20 protein-coding genes are annotated in these 18339 nt (G+C 70.0%); 10 read left to right on the forward strand and 10 right to left on the reverse strand.

All coding sequences use genetic code 11. The annotated features are described in order from the left end of the window. Positions 1-2: 2 nt before the first annotated feature. The 6 genes from HWV07_RS14080 to HWV07_RS14105 all read left to right on the forward strand — a co-directional run bounded on the left by HWV07_RS14080 (position 3) and on the right by HWV07_RS14105 (position 4163). Positions 3-872, forward strand: coding sequence for a 2-oxoacid:ferredoxin oxidoreductase subunit beta (locus HWV07_RS14080; RefSeq protein ID WP_178334917.1), 870 nt, complete (start codon positions 3-5; stop codon positions 870-872). Between the two features lie 90 nt (positions 873-962). Next, the gene (locus HWV07_RS14085) at positions 963-1112 is read left to right on the forward strand and encodes a hypothetical protein (protein WP_178334918.1); all 150 of its coding nucleotides are present in this window, start codon (positions 963-965) and stop codon (positions 1110-1112) included. 40 nt (positions 1113-1152) lie between these two features. Continuing rightward, on the forward strand, positions 1153-2274 hold the full coding sequence (locus tag HWV07_RS14090; RefSeq protein WP_178334919.1) for a pyridoxal phosphate-dependent aminotransferase: 1122 nt from the start codon (positions 1153-1155) through the stop codon (positions 2272-2274). Between the two features lie 87 nt (positions 2275-2361). Beyond that, positions 2362-3060: a YkgJ family cysteine cluster protein gene (locus HWV07_RS14095; protein WP_178334920.1), complete on the forward strand. Its 699-nt coding sequence runs from the start codon at positions 2362-2364 to the stop codon at positions 3058-3060. A gap of 39 nt (positions 3061-3099) precedes the next feature. Next, positions 3100-3489 (forward strand): TRAM domain-containing protein, encoded by a 390-nt coding sequence (locus tag HWV07_RS14100; protein ID WP_178334921.1) that lies wholly within the window; start codon positions 3100-3102, stop codon positions 3487-3489. Positions 3490-3920: 431 nt separating this feature from the next. Then, positions 3921-4163: a DUF7123 family protein gene (locus HWV07_RS14105; protein WP_178334922.1), complete on the forward strand. Its 243-nt coding sequence runs from the start codon at positions 3921-3923 to the stop codon at positions 4161-4163. A 64-nt stretch (positions 4164-4227) separates the two neighbouring features. Here HWV07_RS14105 and HWV07_RS14110 read toward each other — a convergent pair whose 3' ends face one another. The 4 genes from HWV07_RS14110 to HWV07_RS14125 form a co-directional block, all read right to left on the reverse strand. Next, positions 4228-4830, reverse strand: coding sequence for a winged helix-turn-helix transcriptional regulator (locus HWV07_RS14110; RefSeq protein WP_178334923.1), 603 nt, complete (start codon positions 4828-4830; stop codon positions 4228-4230). Between the two features lie 166 nt (positions 4831-4996). Further along, positions 4997-6193 (reverse strand): SPFH domain-containing protein, encoded by a 1197-nt coding sequence (locus HWV07_RS14115; protein ID WP_178334924.1) that lies wholly within the window; start codon positions 6191-6193, stop codon positions 4997-4999. 76 nt (positions 6194-6269) lie between these two features. Next, complete coding sequence (locus HWV07_RS14120) at positions 6270-7052, reverse strand: SAM hydrolase/SAM-dependent halogenase family protein (protein ID WP_178334925.1); 783 nt, start codon at positions 7050-7052, stop codon at positions 6270-6272. Beyond that, complete coding sequence (locus HWV07_RS14125; protein ID WP_178334926.1) at positions 7053-7592, reverse strand: nicotinamide-nucleotide adenylyltransferase; 540 nt, start codon at positions 7590-7592, stop codon at positions 7053-7055. 170 nt (positions 7593-7762) lie between these two features. On the opposite strand from HWV07_RS14125, the gene lonB reads away from it, so the two are divergent. Together lonB and HWV07_RS14135 are read left to right on the forward strand one after the other, a co-directional pair. Beyond that, a complete protein-coding gene (lonB, locus tag HWV07_RS14130) occupies positions 7763-9964 on the forward strand; it encodes an ATP-dependent protease LonB (protein WP_178334927.1) in 2202 nt (733 codons plus the stop codon). 8 nt (positions 9965-9972) lie between these two features. Further along, complete coding sequence (locus HWV07_RS14135) at positions 9973-10800, forward strand: CPBP family intramembrane glutamic endopeptidase (RefSeq protein ID WP_178334928.1); 828 nt, start codon at positions 9973-9975, stop codon at positions 10798-10800. 9 nt (positions 10801-10809) lie between these two features. On the opposite strand, the gene HWV07_RS14140 is transcribed toward HWV07_RS14135, so the two are convergent. The 4 genes from HWV07_RS14140 to HWV07_RS14155 all read right to left on the reverse strand — a co-directional run bounded on the left by HWV07_RS14140 (position 10810) and on the right by HWV07_RS14155 (position 13174). Further along, positions 10810-11196, reverse strand: a complete 387-nt coding sequence (locus tag HWV07_RS14140; protein WP_178334929.1) for a DUF5789 family protein — start codon at positions 11194-11196, stop codon at positions 10810-10812. Positions 11197-11256: 60 nt separating this feature from the next. Further along, positions 11257-11553: a DUF5789 family protein gene (locus tag HWV07_RS14145; RefSeq protein WP_178334930.1), complete on the reverse strand. Its 297-nt coding sequence runs from the start codon at positions 11551-11553 to the stop codon at positions 11257-11259. Positions 11554-11706: 153 nt separating this feature from the next. Beyond that, positions 11707-12003 carry a DUF5789 family protein gene (locus tag HWV07_RS14150; protein ID WP_178334931.1) on the reverse strand — a complete coding sequence of 99 codons (297 nt, stop codon included), beginning with the start codon at positions 12001-12003 and terminating at the stop codon, positions 11707-11709. A 133-nt stretch (positions 12004-12136) separates the two neighbouring features. Further along, complete coding sequence (locus HWV07_RS14155) at positions 12137-13174, reverse strand: response regulator (protein ID WP_178334932.1); 1038 nt, start codon at positions 13172-13174, stop codon at positions 12137-12139. A gap of 123 nt (positions 13175-13297) precedes the next feature. On the opposite strand from HWV07_RS14155, the gene HWV07_RS14160 reads away from it, so the two are divergent. Then, on the forward strand, positions 13298-14320 hold the full coding sequence (locus HWV07_RS14160) for an AIR synthase family protein (RefSeq protein WP_178334933.1): 1023 nt from the start codon (positions 13298-13300) through the stop codon (positions 14318-14320). 28 nt (positions 14321-14348) lie between these two features. On the opposite strand, the gene HWV07_RS14165 is transcribed toward HWV07_RS14160, so the two are convergent. Continuing rightward, positions 14349-15896 (reverse strand): cobyric acid synthase, encoded by a 1548-nt coding sequence (locus HWV07_RS14165; RefSeq protein WP_178334934.1) that lies wholly within the window; start codon positions 15894-15896, stop codon positions 14349-14351. A gap of 64 nt (positions 15897-15960) precedes the next feature. Beyond that, on the reverse strand, positions 15961-16161 hold the full coding sequence (locus tag HWV07_RS14170; protein ID WP_178334935.1) for a hypothetical protein: 201 nt from the start codon (positions 16159-16161) through the stop codon (positions 15961-15963). Positions 16162-16314: 153 nt separating this feature from the next. Here HWV07_RS14170 and acs point away from each other — a divergent pair, with 153 nt between their 5' ends. Beyond that, entirely contained in the window at positions 16315-18303 is a 1989-nt protein-coding gene (gene acs / locus HWV07_RS14175; protein ID WP_178334936.1) for an acetate--CoA ligase, read from the forward strand. Positions 18304-18339: the final 36 nt, after the last annotated feature.

Here is an 18339-nt window from a genome sequence, read left to right on the forward strand (position 1 = left end):
CAATGAGCTCAGAAACCCGATTCACCGACTTCAAGTCGGACAAGCAACCCACGTGGTGTCCCGGATGCGGCGACTTCGGGACGATGAACGGCATGATGAAGGCCCTGGCCGAGACCGGCAACGACCCGGACAACACGTTCGTCGTCGCCGGCATCGGCTGTTCCGGCAAGATCGGGACGTACATGCACAGCTACGCGCTGCACGGCGTCCACGGTCGCGCCCTCCCGCTCGGCAGCGGGGTGAAGATGGCCAATCCCGACCTCGAGGTCATGGTCGCCGGCGGCGACGGCGACGGCTACTCGATCGGCGCCGGCCACTTCGTCCACGCCGTCCGCCGGAACGTCGACATGACCTACGTGGTCATGGACAACCGCATCTACGGCCTGACGAAGGGACAGTTCTCGCCGACGTCCCGCGAGGACTTCGAGACCTCCACGTCGCCCGACGGGACCAACCAGCAGCCGGTCAACCCGCTGGCGCTCGCGCTGGCGGCCGGCGGCACCTTCATCGCCCAGTCGTTCTCCTCGGACAGCCAGCGCCACCAGGAGATCGTCCAGGAGGCCATCGAGCACGACGGCTTCGGCTTCGTCAACGTCTACTCGCCGTGCGTCACGTTCAACGACGTCGACACATACGACTACTTCCGCGACGCCATCGTCGACGTCGGCGACGAGGAGTTCGACCACGACCGCACGGACTACGACGACGCTCGCGACCTCATCATGGACCGCGAGAAGGAGTACCAGGGCGTCCTCTACCAGAACGAGGACTCCGTCGGCTACGAGAAGCGCGAGGGCATCGAGGAGCCCATGACCGACATCCCCGAGGGCGCCCCCGAGGGCGCGATGGACCTGGTCCGGGAGTTCTACTAGACGCCCCCACTTTTTGCACCTCCTTCGCGAGCGCTCCGCGCTCGCGGATGCTTGGTGTGGTTTTTCCGCTTGGCCGACGCAGGTAGAGGTATGACCGATACCGACGAGGCCGTCGAGGAGTTCCTGCGCAACGCCGAGTCCGTCTACAGCGAGTACGACCAGGGGTACGTCGACGCCGACGCGTCGCTGCGGCAGTTGCGACGGCACGTCGACGAACTGCGGGAGGCCACCGACGAGTGATTCCGGGGGAATTAACCCGATAGCCGCCCCCGTACCGGCCATGACCGACTTCTCATCGCGCGTCGAGCAGGTCTCCATCAGCGGCATCCGCGAGGTGTTCGAGGCGGCCGGCGAGGACGCCATCAACCTCGGGCTCGGCCAGCCGGACTTCCCGACCCCCGAGAACGCCCGCCGGGCAGCCGTCGAGGCCATCGAGGCCGGGAAGACCGACGGTTACACCTCGAACAAGGGCACCGCGGAGCTCCGGGCGGCCATCGCCGCCAAGCACGACCGCGACAACGAGTTCTCGGTCGACCCGGAGAACGTCATCGCCACCGCGGGGGGCAGCGAGGCGCTTCACATCGCCATCGAGGCCCACGTCGACCAGGGCCAGGAGGTCGTCTACCCCGACCCCGGCTTCGTCTCCTACGAGGCGCTGACCCACCTCGCCGGCGGCCTGCCGAAGCCGGTCGCCCTCCGTGAGGACCTGACGCTGGACCCCGCGGCCGTCGAGGACGCCATCACCGACGACACCGCCGCCTTCGTCGTCAACAGCCCCGCCAACCCCACCGGCGCCGTCCAGAGCGAGGCCGACATGCGCGAGTTCGCCCGCATCGCCGACGAGCACGACGTCCTCTGCATCTCCGACGAGGTCTACGAGCCGTTCGTCTTCGACGGCGAGCACCACTCGCCCGCCGACTTCACCGACTGGGACAACGTCGTCGTCGTCAACGCCTGCTCGAAGGCCTACTCGATGACCGGCTGGCGGCTCGGCTGGGTCGCCGGCTCCCACGAGCGCATCGAGCGGATGCTCCGGGTCCACCAGTACGTCCAGGCCTGCGCCTCCGCCCCGGCCCAGTACGCCGCCGAGGAGGCGCTGTCGGGCCCGCAGGACCACGTCGAGGAGATGCGCGAGGCCTTCGAGGAGCGCCGCGACGTCCTGCTCGACGGCCTCGAGGACATGGGCCTGGAGGTGCCGACCCCGCAGGGCGCCTTCTACGCGATGCCGCGGGTCCCCGACGGCTGGGCCGACGAGGTCATCGACCGCGGCGTCGTCGTCGTGCCCGGCGAGGCCTTCGGCGAGCACGGCGCCGGCCACGCCCGCATCTCCTACGCCGTGAGCGTCGAGACGCTGAAGGAGGCCCTCGAGATCATGCGCGAGGCGACCGACGCCGTTCGGTGACCGACGCCGTCCGCTGACCGGCGCCGCCCATCGTCGACCGCCGGTCCCGGTCGCGTCCCTTATCCCCGCTCGGTCGGTACTCGGTCCATGGAGAGCCTCGAGGCCGAACTCGAACGCGCCCGCGACCTCTCGGTGGCCGACCTCGCCGACGCCATCGAGTCCATCGGCTTCGAGTGCACGCGCTGTGGCGCCTGCTGCAAGGCGAACGAACCCCCGGAGGAGGGTGGGGAGTCCGACCCCCACACCGCCACGCTATTCCCCGACGAGGCGCGAGAACTGCAGGACGGCGCCGAGGACGAGTTCGAGGCGGAGTACGACTGGCGCGACGTCGCCCGGCCGATGCCCTACGGCGTCAGCGAGGGCGCGGACGGCCCCGAGGGCGAGACCTTCGAGTGGGCCATCCAGACCGACGCCTGCGGCGACTGCACCTTCTACGCCGAGGACGAGGACGGCACCGGCGCCTGCACCGTCCACGACAGCCGGCCGCTGGTCTGCCGGACCTACCCCTTCAGCGTCGCGCTCGGCGGGACGAGCCAGCCGATGGGCGAGGCCGTGGACGAGGCTGGGATGGTCCGCGCCCACGAGTGCGAGGGACTGGGCCGCGACATCGACCGCGAGTCGGCCGAGGAGCTGGCGGCCGCGCTGAAGGAGCGCGCCGTCCGGGAACTCGAGGAGGCTATCGACCTCCGGGACCGCTACGAGCCGCGACCCGACGCCGACGGGGTGGTGGTCCACGATTCCGAGGGCGCCAAGCGGCCCGACGGCCGACCGCTGAACGGTCGGTAGCTTCTATAGGGCCCCCCGTGATGTCCGGGGCGAAGGTCTATGGAAATCTCCGATAAGCTCCTGTGTCTGTTCAGCGCCGAGGTCGAGGAGACCGAGGATCGCTTCGTCGTCGAGGTCCCCCGCCGCGAGATCGACACCGGTTCGATCGAGGCCGGCGACACCTACCGCGTGGCGCTCATCTCCGGCGGCCGCGAGGACTCGACGTCGTCCTCCGCCCCGGAGACGCCGAGCGACGAACCGCAACCCCCCGTCGAGGAGGGCGAGATCCGCTACGTCGAGATCGAGGACCTCGGCAAGCAGGGCGACGGCATCGCCCGCGTCGAGCGCGGCTACGTCATCATCGTCCCCGGCGGCGAGGTCGGCGAGCGCGTCAAGGTCGAGATAAGCGAGGTCAAGTCGAACTTCGCGGTCGGCGAGATTCTGGAATAGAACCTTTTTGCACGGCGTGCCTGCGGCACGCCGGCAAAAACGTTCACGAAAAAGACACGTCGGCCCTCCCTCAGGAAGACTCCCTTCGGTCGTCTTCCAGGGCTCCCGCTCGCTTCGCTCGCGGGACCTCCGGTCGGGCCTCGGTCCCGCGCTCCCTTCGGTCGCGCGGCGTGGTTCGAAAGCCGGCCGAAGGCCGTCTCTCGCCGTGCCAAGAGAGCGCTTCGCGCCTCGCGGATGCTATCGATGATGTGGAATCTCTCAACAGTGGTACGAGGGCGAAACCGAGCGTGGTGCTCGCCGTTTCTACCCCGTACCAACACCCCTCTATCTGCCCTCGTACCGCCGTCCTCCACGGGGCGGAATCGCAGGAAGGCGACGTGTTTACCGACCGTACCAAATCCCCTTTTGGGGTGTACGTCCATCCGGATGACATGAGCGCGACCGCAGCGGCACAGGTGACCGACCTCACCGACAAGCAGCAGCGCATCCTCTCGTACCTCCGGGAGCACGGGCAGATGAAGACCTACTTCAAGTCCCGGCTCATCGGCGAGGAACTCGGGATGTCCGCCAAGGAGGTCGGCTCCAACATGACCGCCATCTGCGAGGGCGACTTCGACGTCGACGTCGAGAAGTGGGGCTACTCCTCCGGGACGACCTGGAAGGTCACGATCTGAGGCCACGCTGACGACGCGCTTCTGCAGTCGTGTTCCATCCACCCCGTAGCGACCGGTGGGTACGCTAGGGGCTGTAGGTGACGAACTCGTCGGCGTCGCCGGCGAAGCCGACGGCGTCCTCGCCGAAGGAGTCGGCGTACCGGACGACGAGCGTCAGGAGGGTCTCGGGCCGCCGGACCTCGTAGCCGTCCTCGCGGGAGAGCAGGTCGGCGGCCTCGAGTTCGGTCGCGTACTTCGAGACGGTCGACCGCGAGACGCCGGCGGCCTCGGCGATGTCGGCGCCGGAGGCGTCGGGGTCGCGGAGCAGCGCGATGAGCATCCGTCGGGGCGTCTCCCGCCGGAGGTAGCCGAGCGCGCGCTGCTCGAAGTCCGAGAAGCGGCCGGCCGGGAAGTAGCGCTTGTAGTCGCCGTCCTTCCGGTGTTCGACCGCGCCGTCGCGCTCGAGGCGGCGGAGGTGGTGCTGGGTCTCGCCCGTCCCGAGCTGGAGGTCGTCGCGGAGCTTCGAGAAGTGGGCGCCCGGCGTGGTGGCGAGGTAGCCGACGATGGCGTCGCGGACGTCGCTCTGGTCGTCGTCCTCGGAGAGGCGGACCAGCGGCGTCGTCGCACCCAGCGCCGCGAAGCGCTTGAGCGTGGACCGCTTGCCCTCGTCGATGCCGCCGTCGGTCATTACCCTCCGTTGCGCGGGGGTGTTAAAAACGGCTTCGGCTCACAAACTAGGCGCACCCAATCCACAAATGGCTGGAAACCACTGCTGTCGTGTGGTTTCTGCCGGAATGGGTGTCTCTACAGTGGAATCGGCGTAGCGTCGGGACGTCGGAACGTCGTGGGCCGACTCAGTTGGACTCGGTCTCGCGCTCGCGGTCCTCGTCGGCTTCGGGGGTCCCGCCGGGGGTGTCGGCCCCGGTCCCGGTCCCGCCCCCGCCGGCCATCTCCTCGTCCATCTCGGCGATGACCTCGTCGGGGTCGGGGATGTCGGCGGGGTCGGCGCCCTCCTTGATGGCCTGGGCCTCCTTCTCCATCTCCTCGACGTCCATCTCGGTCTCGGCCTCGATCTGGCCGAGGATCTCCTCGATGTCGTCGAGCCCGAGCAGTTCGCGGGTCTCGGCGTCGAACTCGAGGCCCTCGAGGATCTCCGACTGCGGCTGGGCGTCGCTGCCGGTGAGGTGCTTGCCGTACCGCGAGAGCATCGAGGTGAGCTCCTGGGGCAGCACGAACGTCGTCGACTCGCCCTGGCCGATCTCCTCGAGGGTCTCCATTCCGCGCTCGATGATGGCGCGCTCGCCCATCGACTCCGCCGAGCGGGCCCGCAGCACCGTCGAGATGGCGTCGCCCTGCGCCTCGAGGATCTGGCTCTGCTTCTCCCCCTGCGCGCGGATGATGTTGGACTGCTTGTCACCCTCGGCCTTCTCGATGGCGGAGCGCCGTTCGCCCTGCGCCTCGAGGATCATCGCGCGGCGCTTCCGTTCGGCCGAGGTCTGCTGCTCCATCGCCTGCTGGACGTCCTTCGAGGGATTGACCTCGCGGACCTCGACGCTCTCGACGCGGATGCCCCACTCGTCGGTCGGCTCGTCGAGCTCCTTGCGGATCTTGGCGTTGATCTGCTGGCGCTTGTTCAGCGTGTCGTCGAGCTCCATGTCCCCGAGGACGGCCCGCAGCGTGGTCTGGGCGAGGTTCGAGACGGCCTTCTTGTAGTCGTCGACCTCGAGGAACGCCTTCTTGGCGTCCATGACCTTGATGTAGACGACGGCGTCGGCGGTCACCGGCGAGTTGTCGCGGGTGATCGCCTCCTGCCGCGGCACGTCGAGCGTCTGGGTCCGCATGTCGAAGGTGTACGTCCGGGAGACGAACGGCGGGACGAAGTTGATGCCGGGTTCGAGGAGCTTCCGGTACTCGCCGAAGACCGTCAGCGCGCGCTTCTCGTAGGCGTTGACGATCTCGACGGACTGGTAGACGGCCACCACCGCCACGGCGAGCAACAGCAGCGCCGCGATTGGGAGGATGGTGCCGCCTAGCTGGAGGGGACTGAACATACGCCGCCTTGGGCCGACCGTCGCATAAGCGTTCGCCCGGAGGCGGCCGCACTCGGCGGGTAGGACCGTTGACAGGTCAGTCGCGGAACGACAGTTCGACCGGGTCGCCGGCCGCGAGGCCGAACGCCTCGTCGCCGCGGCTGCGGTTGACCGCCAGCTCGACGTTCTCGTGGCTGCCGACCGTGACCACGGCCTCGCCCTCGTCCGCGTGGGCGTACGACGGGACCACCGGGTAGTCGTCGCCATCGACGCGGATCGTCTCGCGGCCGTCGAGGACCTCGCCGGGGACGTTCGTGATGACGTTGCCGAAGCCGTCGACGACCAGCACCTCCCCGGCGGCGCCGTCGTCGCGGACGTCGGCGTCGGGCAGCGAGAGGTCGACGACGTCGTCGGCGGGCTCGAGGCCGTCGAGTTCGGGCAGGCGGTCGATGCCGGCCTCGTGGACGGCCGCCGCGCCGGGGGCGAAGACGTCGCGGCCGTGGAACGTCGAGCTCTCGGGGTCGTCGATCTCCAGTTCGTAGGCGTCGATGTCCGTGTCGTAGTCGTCGCCGTCGCCGCCGCTGGTCAGCGCCCGCGCGGGCGGCAGGAGGACGCCGTTGTCGGGGCCGACGAGGACGTGGTCGCCGGCGCGGACGACGAGCGCGTCGCGGTCGGTGCCGACGCCGGGGTCGACGACGACGAGGTGGACGGCCGGCGGGAACTCCGGGAGCGTGGTGGACAGCCAGAAGGCGGCCCCACGGACGTCCTGGCGGGGGAAGTCGTGGCCGACGTCGACGAGGCGGGCGTCGGTCCGCTTGAGGATGACGCCCTTCATGGCCGCGGGGTAGGGCGTCCCGAAGTCGGAGGTGAGGGTGATCATCTAGTCGTCCGCCGGGTCGGCGTTCGCGCCGTCCCCCTCGCTGGCGGAGATCTGCTGGATGCGCTCGACGCCGTCGATCTCGCCGAGGACCTCGACGACGGACTCGGGGACGAGCGACTCCCAGTCGCCGTCCTCGGCGATCCGCTCTCGGACCTCGGTGCCCTCGAACTCCTCGCGGTGGTACATCGGCGACTGCCGGACCTCGATGCCGGCCTCCTCGAACAGCCGGACGACGAGCGGGTTGTTCGAGAAGGCGACCTCGAAGCGGGGACTCATCGACTGGACGTGGCTCACCCACACGGAGTTGCGGTTGAGGTCCTCGATGGGGACCGCGTAGGTCACCAGGTCGAGGTCGACCAGCGTCTTGGTGATCATCATGATGCGCTCGCCCGCGGTGAAGGGGTTGCGGACGGTGTGGGACTGGTCGGCGCTCCCGATGCCGACCACGAGTTCGTCGACCTCCTCGCTGATCCGTTCGACCATGGTGTGGTGGCCCTCGTGGAAGGGCTGGAACCGTCCGATGTAGAACCCCCGGGTCATGTGTGGCCCCTCGGAGTCGGTTCGTATAAACCCGACGAGTCCGGCGCAGACCTCCTGAAGCCGGCGTCAGACGCGGTGCTATCCTGCGGTTTTTATGGCCGGAAGTGCCTGTCGCGGGGAGAAAGTATATCAATTGACGACCCCTGATTACGGGTAATACCAACCGTTCTATGAGCAACGACAACGACCCAGACGAGGCCCTCGACGACGAGCGCGGGCCCCCGAACGAGGAGCCGGAACGTGACCCCGACGGTCGGCCGGCTCCCGACCGGGACGGCGGCGATCGCGACGACGCCACTCCCGACGAGGGTGGCCGCCAGCGCGGGGACCGCGGCGAACACCGCGACGGCGACCGTCAGCGCGGCCACGACCAGCGGGTCTCCGACGAGCCGCTCGGCGAAGACGAGGACCTCCTCGACGGCTCCGACCTCGGCAGCGACGTCCACGTCGACGCCGAGGTCGAGATCGACGAAGACGAGGAGGACAACCTCCTCGGCGGGCTCCAGATCGACACCAGCGAGGACATCGAGGTGCCGGACCGCCTCGTCGACCAGGTCATCGGGCAGGACCACGCCCGGGACATCGTCCTGAAGGCGGCCAAGCAGCGCCGCCACGTCATGATGATTGGCTCGCCCGGGACGGGCAAGTCGATGCTCGCGAAGGCGATGAGCCAGCTGCTCCCCAAGGAGGAGCTCCAGGACGTCCTCGTCTACCACAACCCCGACGACGGCAACGAACCCAAAGTCAGGACCGTCCCCGCGGGGAAGGGCGACCAGATCGTCGACGCCCACAAGGAGGAGGCCCGCAAGCGCAACCAGATGCGGAGCTTCCTGATGTGGATTATCATCGCCGTCGTCTTCGGCTACGCCATCCTCATCGCCGAGGCGCTGTTGCTCGGCATCATCGCGGCGGGGATCATCTACCTCGCGTTCCGCTACATGAGCCGCGGCAGCGACGCCATGGTGCCGAACCTGCTGGTCAACAACGCCGACCAGCAGGTCGCGCCGTTCGAGGACGCCACCGGCGCCCACGCCGGCGCGCTGCTCGGCGACGTCCGCCACGACCCCTTCCAGTCCGGCGGCATGGAGACACCGAGCCACGACCGCGTCGAGGCCGGCGCCATCCACAAGGCCAACAAGGGCGTGCTGTTCGTCGACGAGATCAACACCCTGGACATCCGCAGCCAGCAGAAGCTGATGACGGCCATCCAGGAGGGCGAGTTCTCCATCACGGGCCAGTCCGAGCGCTCCTCGGGCGCGATGGTCCAGACGGAGCCCGTCCCGACCGACTTCGTGATGGTCGCGGCCGGGAACCTCGACGCCATGGAGAACATGCACCCGGCGCTGCGCTCCCGGATCAAGGGGTACGGCTACGAGGTGTACATGGACGACACCATCGAGGACACCCCCGAGATGCGCCGGAAGTACGCCCGCTTCGTCGCCCAGGAGGTCGCCAACGACGGCCGCCTGCCGCCCTTCACCGACGAGGCCATCGAGGAGGTCATCCTCGAGGCCCGCCGCCGCGCCGGCCGGAAGGGCCACCTCACCCTGGAGTTCCGGAACCTCGGCGGGCTCGTCCGGGTCGCCGGCGACATCGCCCGCGCCGAGAACCGCGAGTACACCCGGCGCGAGGACGTCCTGCAGGCGAAGGCGCGCTCCCGCTCCATCGAGCAGCAGCTCGCCGACGACTACATCGAGCGCCGGAAGGACTACGAGCTCACCGTCAACCAGGGCGACGTGGTCGGCCGCGTCAACGGCCTCGCCGTGATGGGCGAGGACTCCGGTATCGTCCTCCCCGTGATGGCCGAGGTCACGCCGTCGCAGGGGCCGGGCGAGGTCATCGCCACGGGCCAGCTGAAGGAGATGGCCCAGGAGGCCGTCCAGAACGTCTCCGCCATCATCAAGAAGTTCAGCGACGAGGACATCTCACAGAAGGACGTCCACATCCAGTTCGTCCAGGCCGGCGAGGGCGGCGTCGACGGCGACTCCGCCTCCATCACTGTCGCCGCGGCCGTCATCTCCGCCCTGGAGGGCGTCCCGGTCCGCCAGGACCTCGCGATGACCGGCTCGCTGTCCGTCCGGGGCGACGTGCTCCCGGTCGGCGGCGTCACCCACAAGATCGAGGCGGCCGCGAAGGCCGGCCTCGAGACGGTCATCATCCCGAAGGCCAACGAGCAGGACGTGATGATCGAGGACGAGTACAAGGACCAGGTCGAGATCGTCCCGGTCTCGCACATCTCCGAGGTCCTCGACGTGGCGCTGGCCGGCGAGCCCGAGAAGGACGGGCTCATCGACCGGCTCAAGAACATCACCGGCTCCGCGCTCGAACAGCGCGAGGTCGGCCGCTCCGGCGGTAGCCCCTCGCCGCAGTAGGGACGCGCGTGACCCGCTGGGGCGCCTTCGCGGGGATCACGCTCGCCGTGCTCGTTCTGCTGTTACTTCTCGCCCGCGCCTCCCAGTCCGTCGTCTCGGGGCGCTCCGCGTACGTCACCCGCGAGGAGGGCCGCTGGCTCGACCGCCTGCCCGACGGCGCCGGCCACCTCGAGGCCGCGGACGCCCCGTCGCCGACCCGGAAGTCCCCGGCCGAGTCGACCCTCGAGCCGGGCCCCGACCTCTCGACGACGGCGCTGCTCGCCAACGTCGCCGCCTCCCACGGGCTCTTCGCGCTGCTGCTGCTCGGCGGCATCTGGCTCACCGAGGTCCCGGCCGCCGCGCTGGGCGTCACCGACGCCCCCTTGAGCACCGGCCCGCTGGCCGTCGCCGTCGGCCTCGCGCTCGGGGCGGCCATCTCGCTGGCGAACACGCTCGCCACCGGCCTGGCGGAGGCGCTCGGGACCGAGCCGGCCGACGAGCTCCGGGAGATGCTTTCACCGGAGACGGCGCGCGGGTGGGCCGTCCTGCTCCTCGGGGTGCTGCCCGTCATCGCGGGCTTCGAGGAGCTGCTGTTCCGGGGCGCGCTCGTCGGCGGGTTCGCCGCGGGCTTCGGCGTCTCGCCGTGGCTACTCGCGGCGCTGTCGTCGATCGCGTTCGCCGCCGGCCACGGCGCCCAGGGCGGCCTCGGCGTCGTGGTCACCGGGCTGCTGGGGTTCGCGCTCGCGGCGGCGTTCGTCCTCACGGAGAGCCTGCTCGTGGTCGTCGTCGCCCACTACGTCGTCAACGCCGCCGAGTTCGTGGTCGTCGAGGGGCTCGGGTGGGAGCCCTTCGGATAGGAGCGGTCCTCAACGGGTGGCCAGCTTGTCGATCCGGCCGCGCACCTCGTCGGGGGAGCCGAACGTCTCGCCGTCGGCGGGCTCCAGCAGCTCCTTCAGCGGCTTCGACCCGGCGTCGGTGTCGACGCGGTACTCGCCGTACTCCTTGCGGAGTTCGCTCGTCGTCACCGGGAACTCCCGGCTCTCCAGCGGCGGCTGGAAGTCGGCGTACTCGTCGGTGCCGCCCTCGAGGACGCTCCCCTCGGGGTCGTCGGTCTCGATGTCGCCCTTTCGCTGGGGCTTCTCGGCGTCCGGCGTCCAGCCGTCGCGGTCGTCGCCGTCGTCCTGCGTCTGTCGGCCCTGGCCCGACTGCTCGCCCTCGCGGTCGGTCTTCCGGCCGCCGTCTCGCTCTGTCATGGCCGGACCTACGGCTCCCGTCGGGAAAACGGGACGGCCAAAAATGCTACCGTCGGTGGGTTACTCCGAGGCCAGTTCGCGGAGCCGCTCGCGGACCGCTTCGGGCGACTCGAAGGACTCGCCCTCGGCGGGTTCGAGGAGGCGCTCGAGGGGCTCCGAGCCGTCCTCGGTCTCGACCTCGTACTCGGCGTACTCCTCGCGGAGCGTCTCGCCGGTGATCGGGTACTCCTCGTCGTCGAGGACGTCCTCGGGCTCGGGCTCGTCGCTCCGCGCGAGGTCCTCCTGCATCGCCCGGATCAGCTGGCGGTTCTCCTCGTTGCGGGCCTGCTCCTCCCGTCCGTCCTTCGTGTCGGCCATACGAGGACAGAGGGGCGCCGCGCGGAAAACGGCGCGGGCTGCGATTCTGTCCGAACCGCTAAAAACTATGATGCGGGAGACGAAATAATGGGGTAACAGGCACCCCTGTTGGAGTACGGTGGTCGAAACGGAGAACGGGCCGACGGTCGGGGCTCAGCCTTGCAGCAGTTCCTCGATGTGCGTGCGGACCTCGGCGGCCGACTGGTAGGTCTCGCCGGAGGCCGCCGACAGCACGTCGTGGAGGCGCTTGGAGTCGTCGGTCGCCTCGACCTCGTAGTCGCCGTAGTGCTCGACGAGTTCGTCGGCCGACGCCGGGTAGTCGTGTTCCCGGAGTTTCTCGTGGAGGACCGCGTCGGAGTCGCCGGCCTCGGCGTCGGGGGCGTCGTCGCCGGGCCTGCGGGTCTCTTCGCGGTCGCGCTCGCGCTGTCGCTCCTCGTCGTTGCGCGCCATGGTCGGAATGAGGCGGGCGAGCCGGAAAACAGTCAGGCTGGCTGTCACGAATGCCCGACGAAAAACCTACTCGGTATCTCGATGAAAACTACGGATAAAGCCCGTATCCATCGGTCTACGCCGGGCCCCGCAGCTATTCCTCGTCGGCGACGCGCTCGAGGGTGGCGACGACCCCGTCGAGTTTGTCCAGGGCGTCGTCGACCCCCCCGAGCTGGCCGTCGTCGCAGTCGCAGCTCTCGCGGGCGCGGTCGAAACCGTCGTCGAGGTCGGCGGCGACGGCCTCGAGGTCGTCGACCGCGTCGGCGACCTCGTCCAGCCGCCCACGCTGCCGGTCGATGGTCTCGGCCTGCTCCTTGAGGTCGGTGACGTCCCGGAAGTACACCGAGAGGCCGTCCTCGGACGGGAACGCCCGCACCTCGAACCACGTGTCGAAGGGCTCGTAGCGGGTCTCGAAGTCCACCGGCTCGCCGGTCTCGAGGGCGCGCTCGAACTCGGTCTCGAAGGGCGAGCCGACGGCCTCGGGCAGCACGTCCCAGAAGCGCTCGCCGAGCAGCGACTCGTGGCCGTCCGTCAGGAGGTCGGCCGCGGCCTCGTCGACGTAGCCGATCCGCCACTCGTCGTCCAGGCCGAGGTAGGCGTCCGAGACGCGGTCGTGGATGCGCCGGACGTGCGCGTAGGTGTCGCGGGCGATCTGCTTGGCCCGGTACTCGCTGACGGCGTTCTGGATGCGGTTGGCCAGCAGCGCGAACTGCTCTTCGCCCATGTTCTTCTGGAGGTAGTCGGTGACGTCGGCGTTGATGGCCTCCGTGGCGATGTCCTCGGACCCCTTCGAGGTGAAGAGGATGAAGGGGACGTCGGGGTCGCGCTCGCGGCACTTCTTCAGCAGCTCCAGGCCGTCCATCCCGGGCATCTTGTAGTCGGAGACGATGCAGTCGACGGCCAGCTGGTCGAGGCGCTCGAGGGCGTCGGTGCCGTGGCTGGCCGTGACGACCTCCAGCGGCCCCATCTCCTCCTTCAGCCGGGAGGCCACGATGGAGAGGAGCTGTCGCTCGTCGTCGACGAACAGGATCGTCAGCTCCTCCGGGGTGGTCACCTCGACCGGCGCCCCGCCCGGGACGTCCGGGCCGCCGCCGGCCCCCACCGCCGGGTCGTGACCGTCGTCCGATGCCATATCACCCCGTGGCGTCACGGACAATATAAGCCCACAGGCGATTCGCGAGCCGAAACGGCCGGTAGATGTTTGGCGGGCGCTCGCCGTCGAAGCGCCCAAGCCCCTCGCCGCAGACCACCCGGTATGGACACCGGCAAGGTCTCGCGGGCGTTCTTCGAGGCGCGGATCGCGCCGAAGCTCGGCGCCGAGCGGGACGACGTCGCGCTCGGGCCGACGCCCGGCGTCGACTTCGGCGTCGTCTCCGTCGGCGAGCACGCGCTCGTGACCGCGACGGACCCCGTCTCGATCCTCCCGGACCTCGGCTGGGAGCGGGCCGGCCGCTTCGCCGTCGACGTGGTCCTCTCCGACGTCGCCGTCTCGGGCGTCCCGCCGACGCACCTCACCGTCTCGCTGGCCCTCCCGCCGGAGCTGTCCGAGGAGTCCTTCGGCCGCGTCTGGGACGCCATCGACGCGGAGTGCCGCGACCTCGGCGTCTCCATCGTCACCGGCCACACCGCCAGCTACGCGGAGAGTACCCTCCCGTGGGTCGGCGCGGCGACGGGTATCGCCGTCGGCGACCCCGACGATATCATTCGCCCGGACGGCGCCCGTCCCGGCGACGACCTGCTGGTGACGAAGGGCCCCGCCGTCGAGGCCGTCGGCCTGCTGACGACGCTCTTCGCCGACCAGATCGACCTGCCGGCGGAGACGCTCTCGACCGCGCAGGCCCGCGTCGACGAGACCGGCGCCGTCCGGGACGCCCTCACCGCGGCGGCGGCCGGCGACGTCCACGCCATGCACGACGCCACCGAGGGCGGCCTCCTCGGCGCACTCCACGAGGTGGCGGACAGTGCCGGGGTGCGACTCGCCGTCGAGAGCGACGCGGTGCCGATGCGCCCCGGCGTCCGGGAGACCTGCGAGGCGCTGGGGATGGACCCCTGGCGGGCCTCCACGGCCGGCACGCTCGTCGTCGCGGTCGACCCCGCCGACACCGACCGCGTCGTCGCCGCGCTCGAGGACCGCGGGACGCCGGTCGGCGTCGCCGGCCGGGTGGACTCGGGAAGCGGGGTCGTACTGGACGGCGAGGAGACCGCGCGGCCCGACGGCGACTCCGGGTGGCCGGTCTACGACCGGCTGCTGGCCGCGTCTGAATCCGACGAGGAGTGAGCGGTCGGCGGAGGGGCCGCGGTCCGGATTACAGCCCGAGCGGCTCCAGGTCCAGTTCCGAGACGAGGTCAGCGGCGCGGTCGTAGGACGAGCCGTCGTCGCCGCCTACCTCGGGGCGCTCCCTGCCCGCTGATTCGTAGACGCGGTCGACGAACGCCTCGCGGGCGCGGCGGTTCTCGAAGAGCCCGTGGAGGTACGTCCCGAGGACGTCACCGGTGACGGCGCCCTCGCCGGGGAACGGCCGCTCGACGTCGTCGAGGAGCCGCGTCTCGCCCATGTGGATCTCGTACCCGGAGACCGGGCCGTCGCCGCCGGCCAGCGGTCCGTTCCCCCGTAGCTCTCGCTCGACGGGCTCGACAGTTTTAGCGGGGGAGAAACGCGTCTCGACGGGGAGGAGGCCGACGCCTGGAACCGTCTCGTCGTCGCCGGTGCCCTCGACGGCGGCGTTGGTGAGGCGTTCCCCCAGGAGCTGGTAGCCGCCGCAGAGGCCGACGACGGGGCCGTCGAACGTCCGGAGTTCGTCGTAGAGTCCGGCCTCGCACGCGGCGAGGGCGTCGTCGACGGTGTTCTTCGTGCCGGTCAGGAGGACGGCGTCAGCGTGCCTGCTGGCACGATCTGAGTGACCGCCCGAACCTCCGAGCGAGGCGTCCAGCGGCACGAACCGGACGCGAACGCCGGGGACCCTGGCCAGCGGCTCGACGTCGGTGACGTTGGAGGCGCGGGGGAGCCGCGGGACGGCGATGGTGACCGCGCGGTCCGGTGGGACGGCGTCGTCGTCTCCGAGGACGCCCGTCTCGCCGGGGGCCGGGAGCGCGACGCTGTCCTCCTCCGGCAGGCCGGGGTCGTCGTACGGGAGCACGCCGAGGACGGGGACGCCGGTCCTGTCTTCGAACTCCCGGAGACCGGGTTCGAGGATGGAACGGTCGCCGCGGAACTTCGTGACGACGGCGCCGGCCACCCGCTCGCGGACGTCGTCGGGGACCAGTTCGAGCGTCCCGACGAGGGAGGCGAAGACGCCGCCGCGCTCGATGTCGGCGACGAGGAGGACGTCGGCATCAGAGAACCGGGCCGTCTCCAGGTTCGCGAGGTCGCGGTGCTGGAGGTTGATCTCCGCGATGGAGCCCGCGCCCTCGGCGACGATCACGTCGTGGTCGGCCGCGAGTCGCGCGTGGGCCGCCTCTGCGGCCGCGCGGGCGTCCTCCCAGTGGGTCTCGTAGTAGTCACCGGCCGAGAAGTGGCCGACCGCCTCGCCGTCGAGGACGAGCTGCGACTCGCCGTCGCCGCGCGGCTTCAGGAGGACCGGGTTGTGGTCGGTCGTCGGGGGGACGCCGGCGGCCCGCGCCTGGACGTACTGGGAGACGCCGACCTCGCCGAAGCCGTCGCCCGTCGCCGTCGCCACCGCTCGCGCGTTGTTGGACATGTTCTGGGCCTTGAACGGCGCGACGTCGACGCCGCGGTCGGCGAGCAGGCGGCAGAGGCCGGCCGCGACGGTCGACTTGCCGACGTGGCTGGCGGTGCCGGCGACGAGGAGCGTCCTGGCGGGCGTCACGCTCCCGTCTGGGGACGGCACCGGCATACCCCTTACGCGTCGCTGGGGCGGGTGGGCGCCGAGTGGGACCGGAGGGAAGGATGCGGACCAGTCAGAAGGATTCGTCGGGCGTCTCGATGGAGTCGTCCATGCTCTCCTGCTCGCTGCGGCCGGCGATCTGGTCGAACTCCTCGCTGGCCTCGCGACGGTCGTTGCCCTCCTGCTCGTCGGTGACCTCCTCGTCCCCGGTGACCTCGACGAACAGCTCCTGCAGTTCCTCCGCGTTCTCGGCCTTCGATTGGGTTTCTGACATCGCTGATTAAGCAGACGCCCGTTACCCCATTGAGGACTGGGCCTATCTCTGTAGGTATCCCGTCGCGCCGACGAGGTCAGGACCGCCGTCCCGGGTCGGGGACGGGGCCCCGAAGGTGAACGTTTATCCCCGTGTCACCCCCACACACGGTCGATGGAAGACGGGGCAGACGTGGAACTGGAGGCGTGGATCGAGAGCCGCGAGCGCTTCGACCCGCCCGAGTCGTTCGTCGAACAGGCCAACGTCTCGGACCCCGACGTCTACGAGACGTTCGCCAAGGAGTGGCCGGCCTGCTGGGAGCGGGCGGCCGAACTGCTCGACTGGGAGCGTCGGTGGGACGACGTCCTCGAGTCGGACGACGCGCCGCGGTACCGCTGGTTCGCCGGCGGCGAACTGAACGCCTCGTACAACTGCGTCGACCGGCACGTCGAGATGGGGCGGAAGAACCACGCCGCCATCCGGTGGGTCGGCAAGCGCGGCGAGACGGAGACGTACACCTACGGCAACCTGCAGCGGGAGACCGAGTCGTTCGCGGCCGCCCTCCGGGGACTGGGCGTCGGCGAGGACGACGTCGTCACCCTCTACCTGCCGATGATCCCGGAGCTGCCGATCGCGATGCTGGCGTGCGCCCGCATCGGGGCACCGCACTCCGTGGTGTTCGCCGGCTTCTCGGCCGACGCCCTCGCCACGCGGATGGCCAACGCCGGCTCCGAGTACCTGGTGACCTGCGACGGCTACTACCGCCGCGGGGACGCGCTGAACCACAAGGGGAAGGCCGACCGCGCGGTCCGCCGCATCGACCACGAGGTCGAGACGGTGGTCGTCGACCGACTCGGCGGCGGCCTCCCGCACTCGCTGGCCGACGACCAGCACGACTACGACGACCTCGTCGCCGACCACCGCAACGAGACGGTCGAGCCGGTCGCCCGCGAGAGCGAGGACGACCTCTTCGTGATGTACACCTCCGGCACCACCGGCGAGCCGAAGGCGGTCCGGCACACGACGGGCGGCTACCTCTCGCACGTCGCCTGGACCTCCCACGCCGTCCTCGACGTGAAGCCCTCGGACACCTACTGGTGTTCGGCGGACATCGGCTGGATCACGGGCCACTCCTACATCGTCTACGGGCCGCTGGCCCTGGGCGCGACGACGGTCATCTACGAGGGGACGCCGGACTACCCCGAGAAGGACCGCATCTGGGAGCTCGTCGAGCGCTACAGCGTCGACGTCTTCTACACCGCGCCGACGGCCATCCGGGCGTTCATGAAGTGGGGCGCCGACCACCCGGCGAACCACGACCTCTCGAGCCTCCGGCTGCTCGGCACCGTCGGCGAGCCCATCAACCCGCGCGCCTGGAAGTGGTACTACGAGCACATCGGCGACGAGTCCTGCCCCATCGTCGACACGTGGTGGCAGGCCGAGACCGGCGGGATGATGATCACCACGCTGCCCGGCGTCTCGACGATGAAGCCCGGCTCCGCCGGGCCGCCGCTGCCCGGCATCGACGCGAAGGTCGTCGACGCCGAGGGCGAGGAGGTCGACCGGGGGGAGGCGGGTTACCTCGTGGTCGAGAAGCCGTGGCCCGGGATGCTGCGCGGGCTGGCCGGCGACGACGACCGGTTCCGCGAGGAGTACTGGTCGACGTACTCCGACCCCGACGCCGACGAGTGGGTGTACTTCCCGGGCGACGGCGCGAAGGTCGACGAGGACGGCTACGTCACGCTCCTGGGCCGCGTCGACGACGTCATCAGCGTCGGCGACCACCGCATCGGGACGATGGAGGTCGAGTCCACCATCGTCGGCGTCGAGGGCGTCGCCGAGGCGGCGGTCGTCGGCACCGGCGGGACGCTCATCGCCTTCGTCAGCACCGAGATGGACCACACGGGCGACGCGACCCTCCGGACGGCCGTCGTCGAGGCCATCGAGGACGCCATCGGCGAGGTCGCCGTCCCCGACCACGTCGTCTTCACCCCCGAGTTGCCGAAGACCCGCTCGGGGAAGATCATGCGACGGCTCCTGGAGGGCATCGCGACCGGCGAGACCTTGGGCGACATCAGCGCCCTCCGGAACCCCGAGATCCTCGGCGAACTCCGGGCGCGACTCGCCGGCGAGACCCAGTCGTACCTCGAGCGCGAGGACTGAATTCGGATACTTCGGAGAATCCGAAACAGAACGGGA

Source organism: Natronomonas salina, assembly GCF_013391105.1.
GTDB lineage: Archaea > Halobacteriota > Halobacteria > Halobacteriales > Haloarculaceae > Natronomonas > Natronomonas salina.

Coding starts and splice junctions, on each gene's coding strand:
- acs (WP_178334936.1), top strand. CDS start 16,315: ATGGAAGACGGGGCAGACGTGGAACTGGAGGCGTGGATCGAGAGCCGC.
- HWV07_RS14105 (WP_178334922.1), top strand. CDS start 3,921: ATGAGCGCGACCGCAGCGGCACAGGTGACCGACCTCACCGACAAGCAG.
- HWV07_RS14145 (WP_178334930.1), bottom strand. CDS start 11,553: ATGGCCGACACGAAGGACGGACGGGAGGAGCAGGCCCGCAACGAGGAG.
- HWV07_RS14170 (WP_178334935.1), bottom strand. CDS start 16,161: ATGTCAGAAACCCAATCGAAGGCCGAGAACGCGGAGGAACTGCAGGAG.
- HWV07_RS14090 (WP_178334919.1), top strand. CDS start 1,153: ATGACCGACTTCTCATCGCGCGTCGAGCAGGTCTCCATCAGCGGCATC.
- HWV07_RS14115 (WP_178334924.1), bottom strand. CDS start 6,193: ATGTTCAGTCCCCTCCAGCTAGGCGGCACCATCCTCCCAATCGCGGCG.
- HWV07_RS14110 (WP_178334923.1), bottom strand. CDS start 4,830: ATGACCGACGGCGGCATCGACGAGGGCAAGCGGTCCACGCTCAAGCGC.
- HWV07_RS14140 (WP_178334929.1), bottom strand. CDS start 11,196: ATGACAGAGCGAGACGGCGGCCGGAAGACCGACCGCGAGGGCGAGCAG.
- HWV07_RS14125 (WP_178334926.1), bottom strand. CDS start 7,592: ATGACCCGGGGGTTCTACATCGGACGGTTCCAGCCCTTCCACGAGGGC.
- HWV07_RS14165 (WP_178334934.1), bottom strand. CDS start 15,896: ATGCCGGTGCCGTCCCCAGACGGGAGCGTGACGCCCGCCAGGACGCTC.
- HWV07_RS14080 (WP_178334917.1), top strand. CDS start 3: ATGAGCTCAGAAACCCGATTCACCGACTTCAAGTCGGACAAGCAACCC.
- HWV07_RS14150 (WP_178334931.1), bottom strand. CDS start 12,003: ATGGCGCGCAACGACGAGGAGCGACAGCGCGAGCGCGACCGCGAAGAG.
- HWV07_RS14120 (WP_178334925.1), bottom strand. CDS start 7,052: ATGATCACCCTCACCTCCGACTTCGGGACGCCCTACCCCGCGGCCATG.
- HWV07_RS14155 (WP_178334932.1), bottom strand. CDS start 13,174: ATGGCATCGGACGACGGTCACGACCCGGCGGTGGGGGCCGGCGGCGGC.
- lonB (WP_178334927.1), top strand. CDS start 7,763: ATGAGCAACGACAACGACCCAGACGAGGCCCTCGACGACGAGCGCGGG.
- HWV07_RS14095 (WP_178334920.1), top strand. CDS start 2,362: ATGGAGAGCCTCGAGGCCGAACTCGAACGCGCCCGCGACCTCTCGGTG.
- HWV07_RS14100 (WP_178334921.1), top strand. CDS start 3,100: ATGGAAATCTCCGATAAGCTCCTGTGTCTGTTCAGCGCCGAGGTCGAG.
- HWV07_RS14085 (WP_178334918.1), top strand. CDS start 963: ATGACCGATACCGACGAGGCCGTCGAGGAGTTCCTGCGCAACGCCGAG.
- HWV07_RS14160 (WP_178334933.1), top strand. CDS start 13,298: ATGGACACCGGCAAGGTCTCGCGGGCGTTCTTCGAGGCGCGGATCGCG.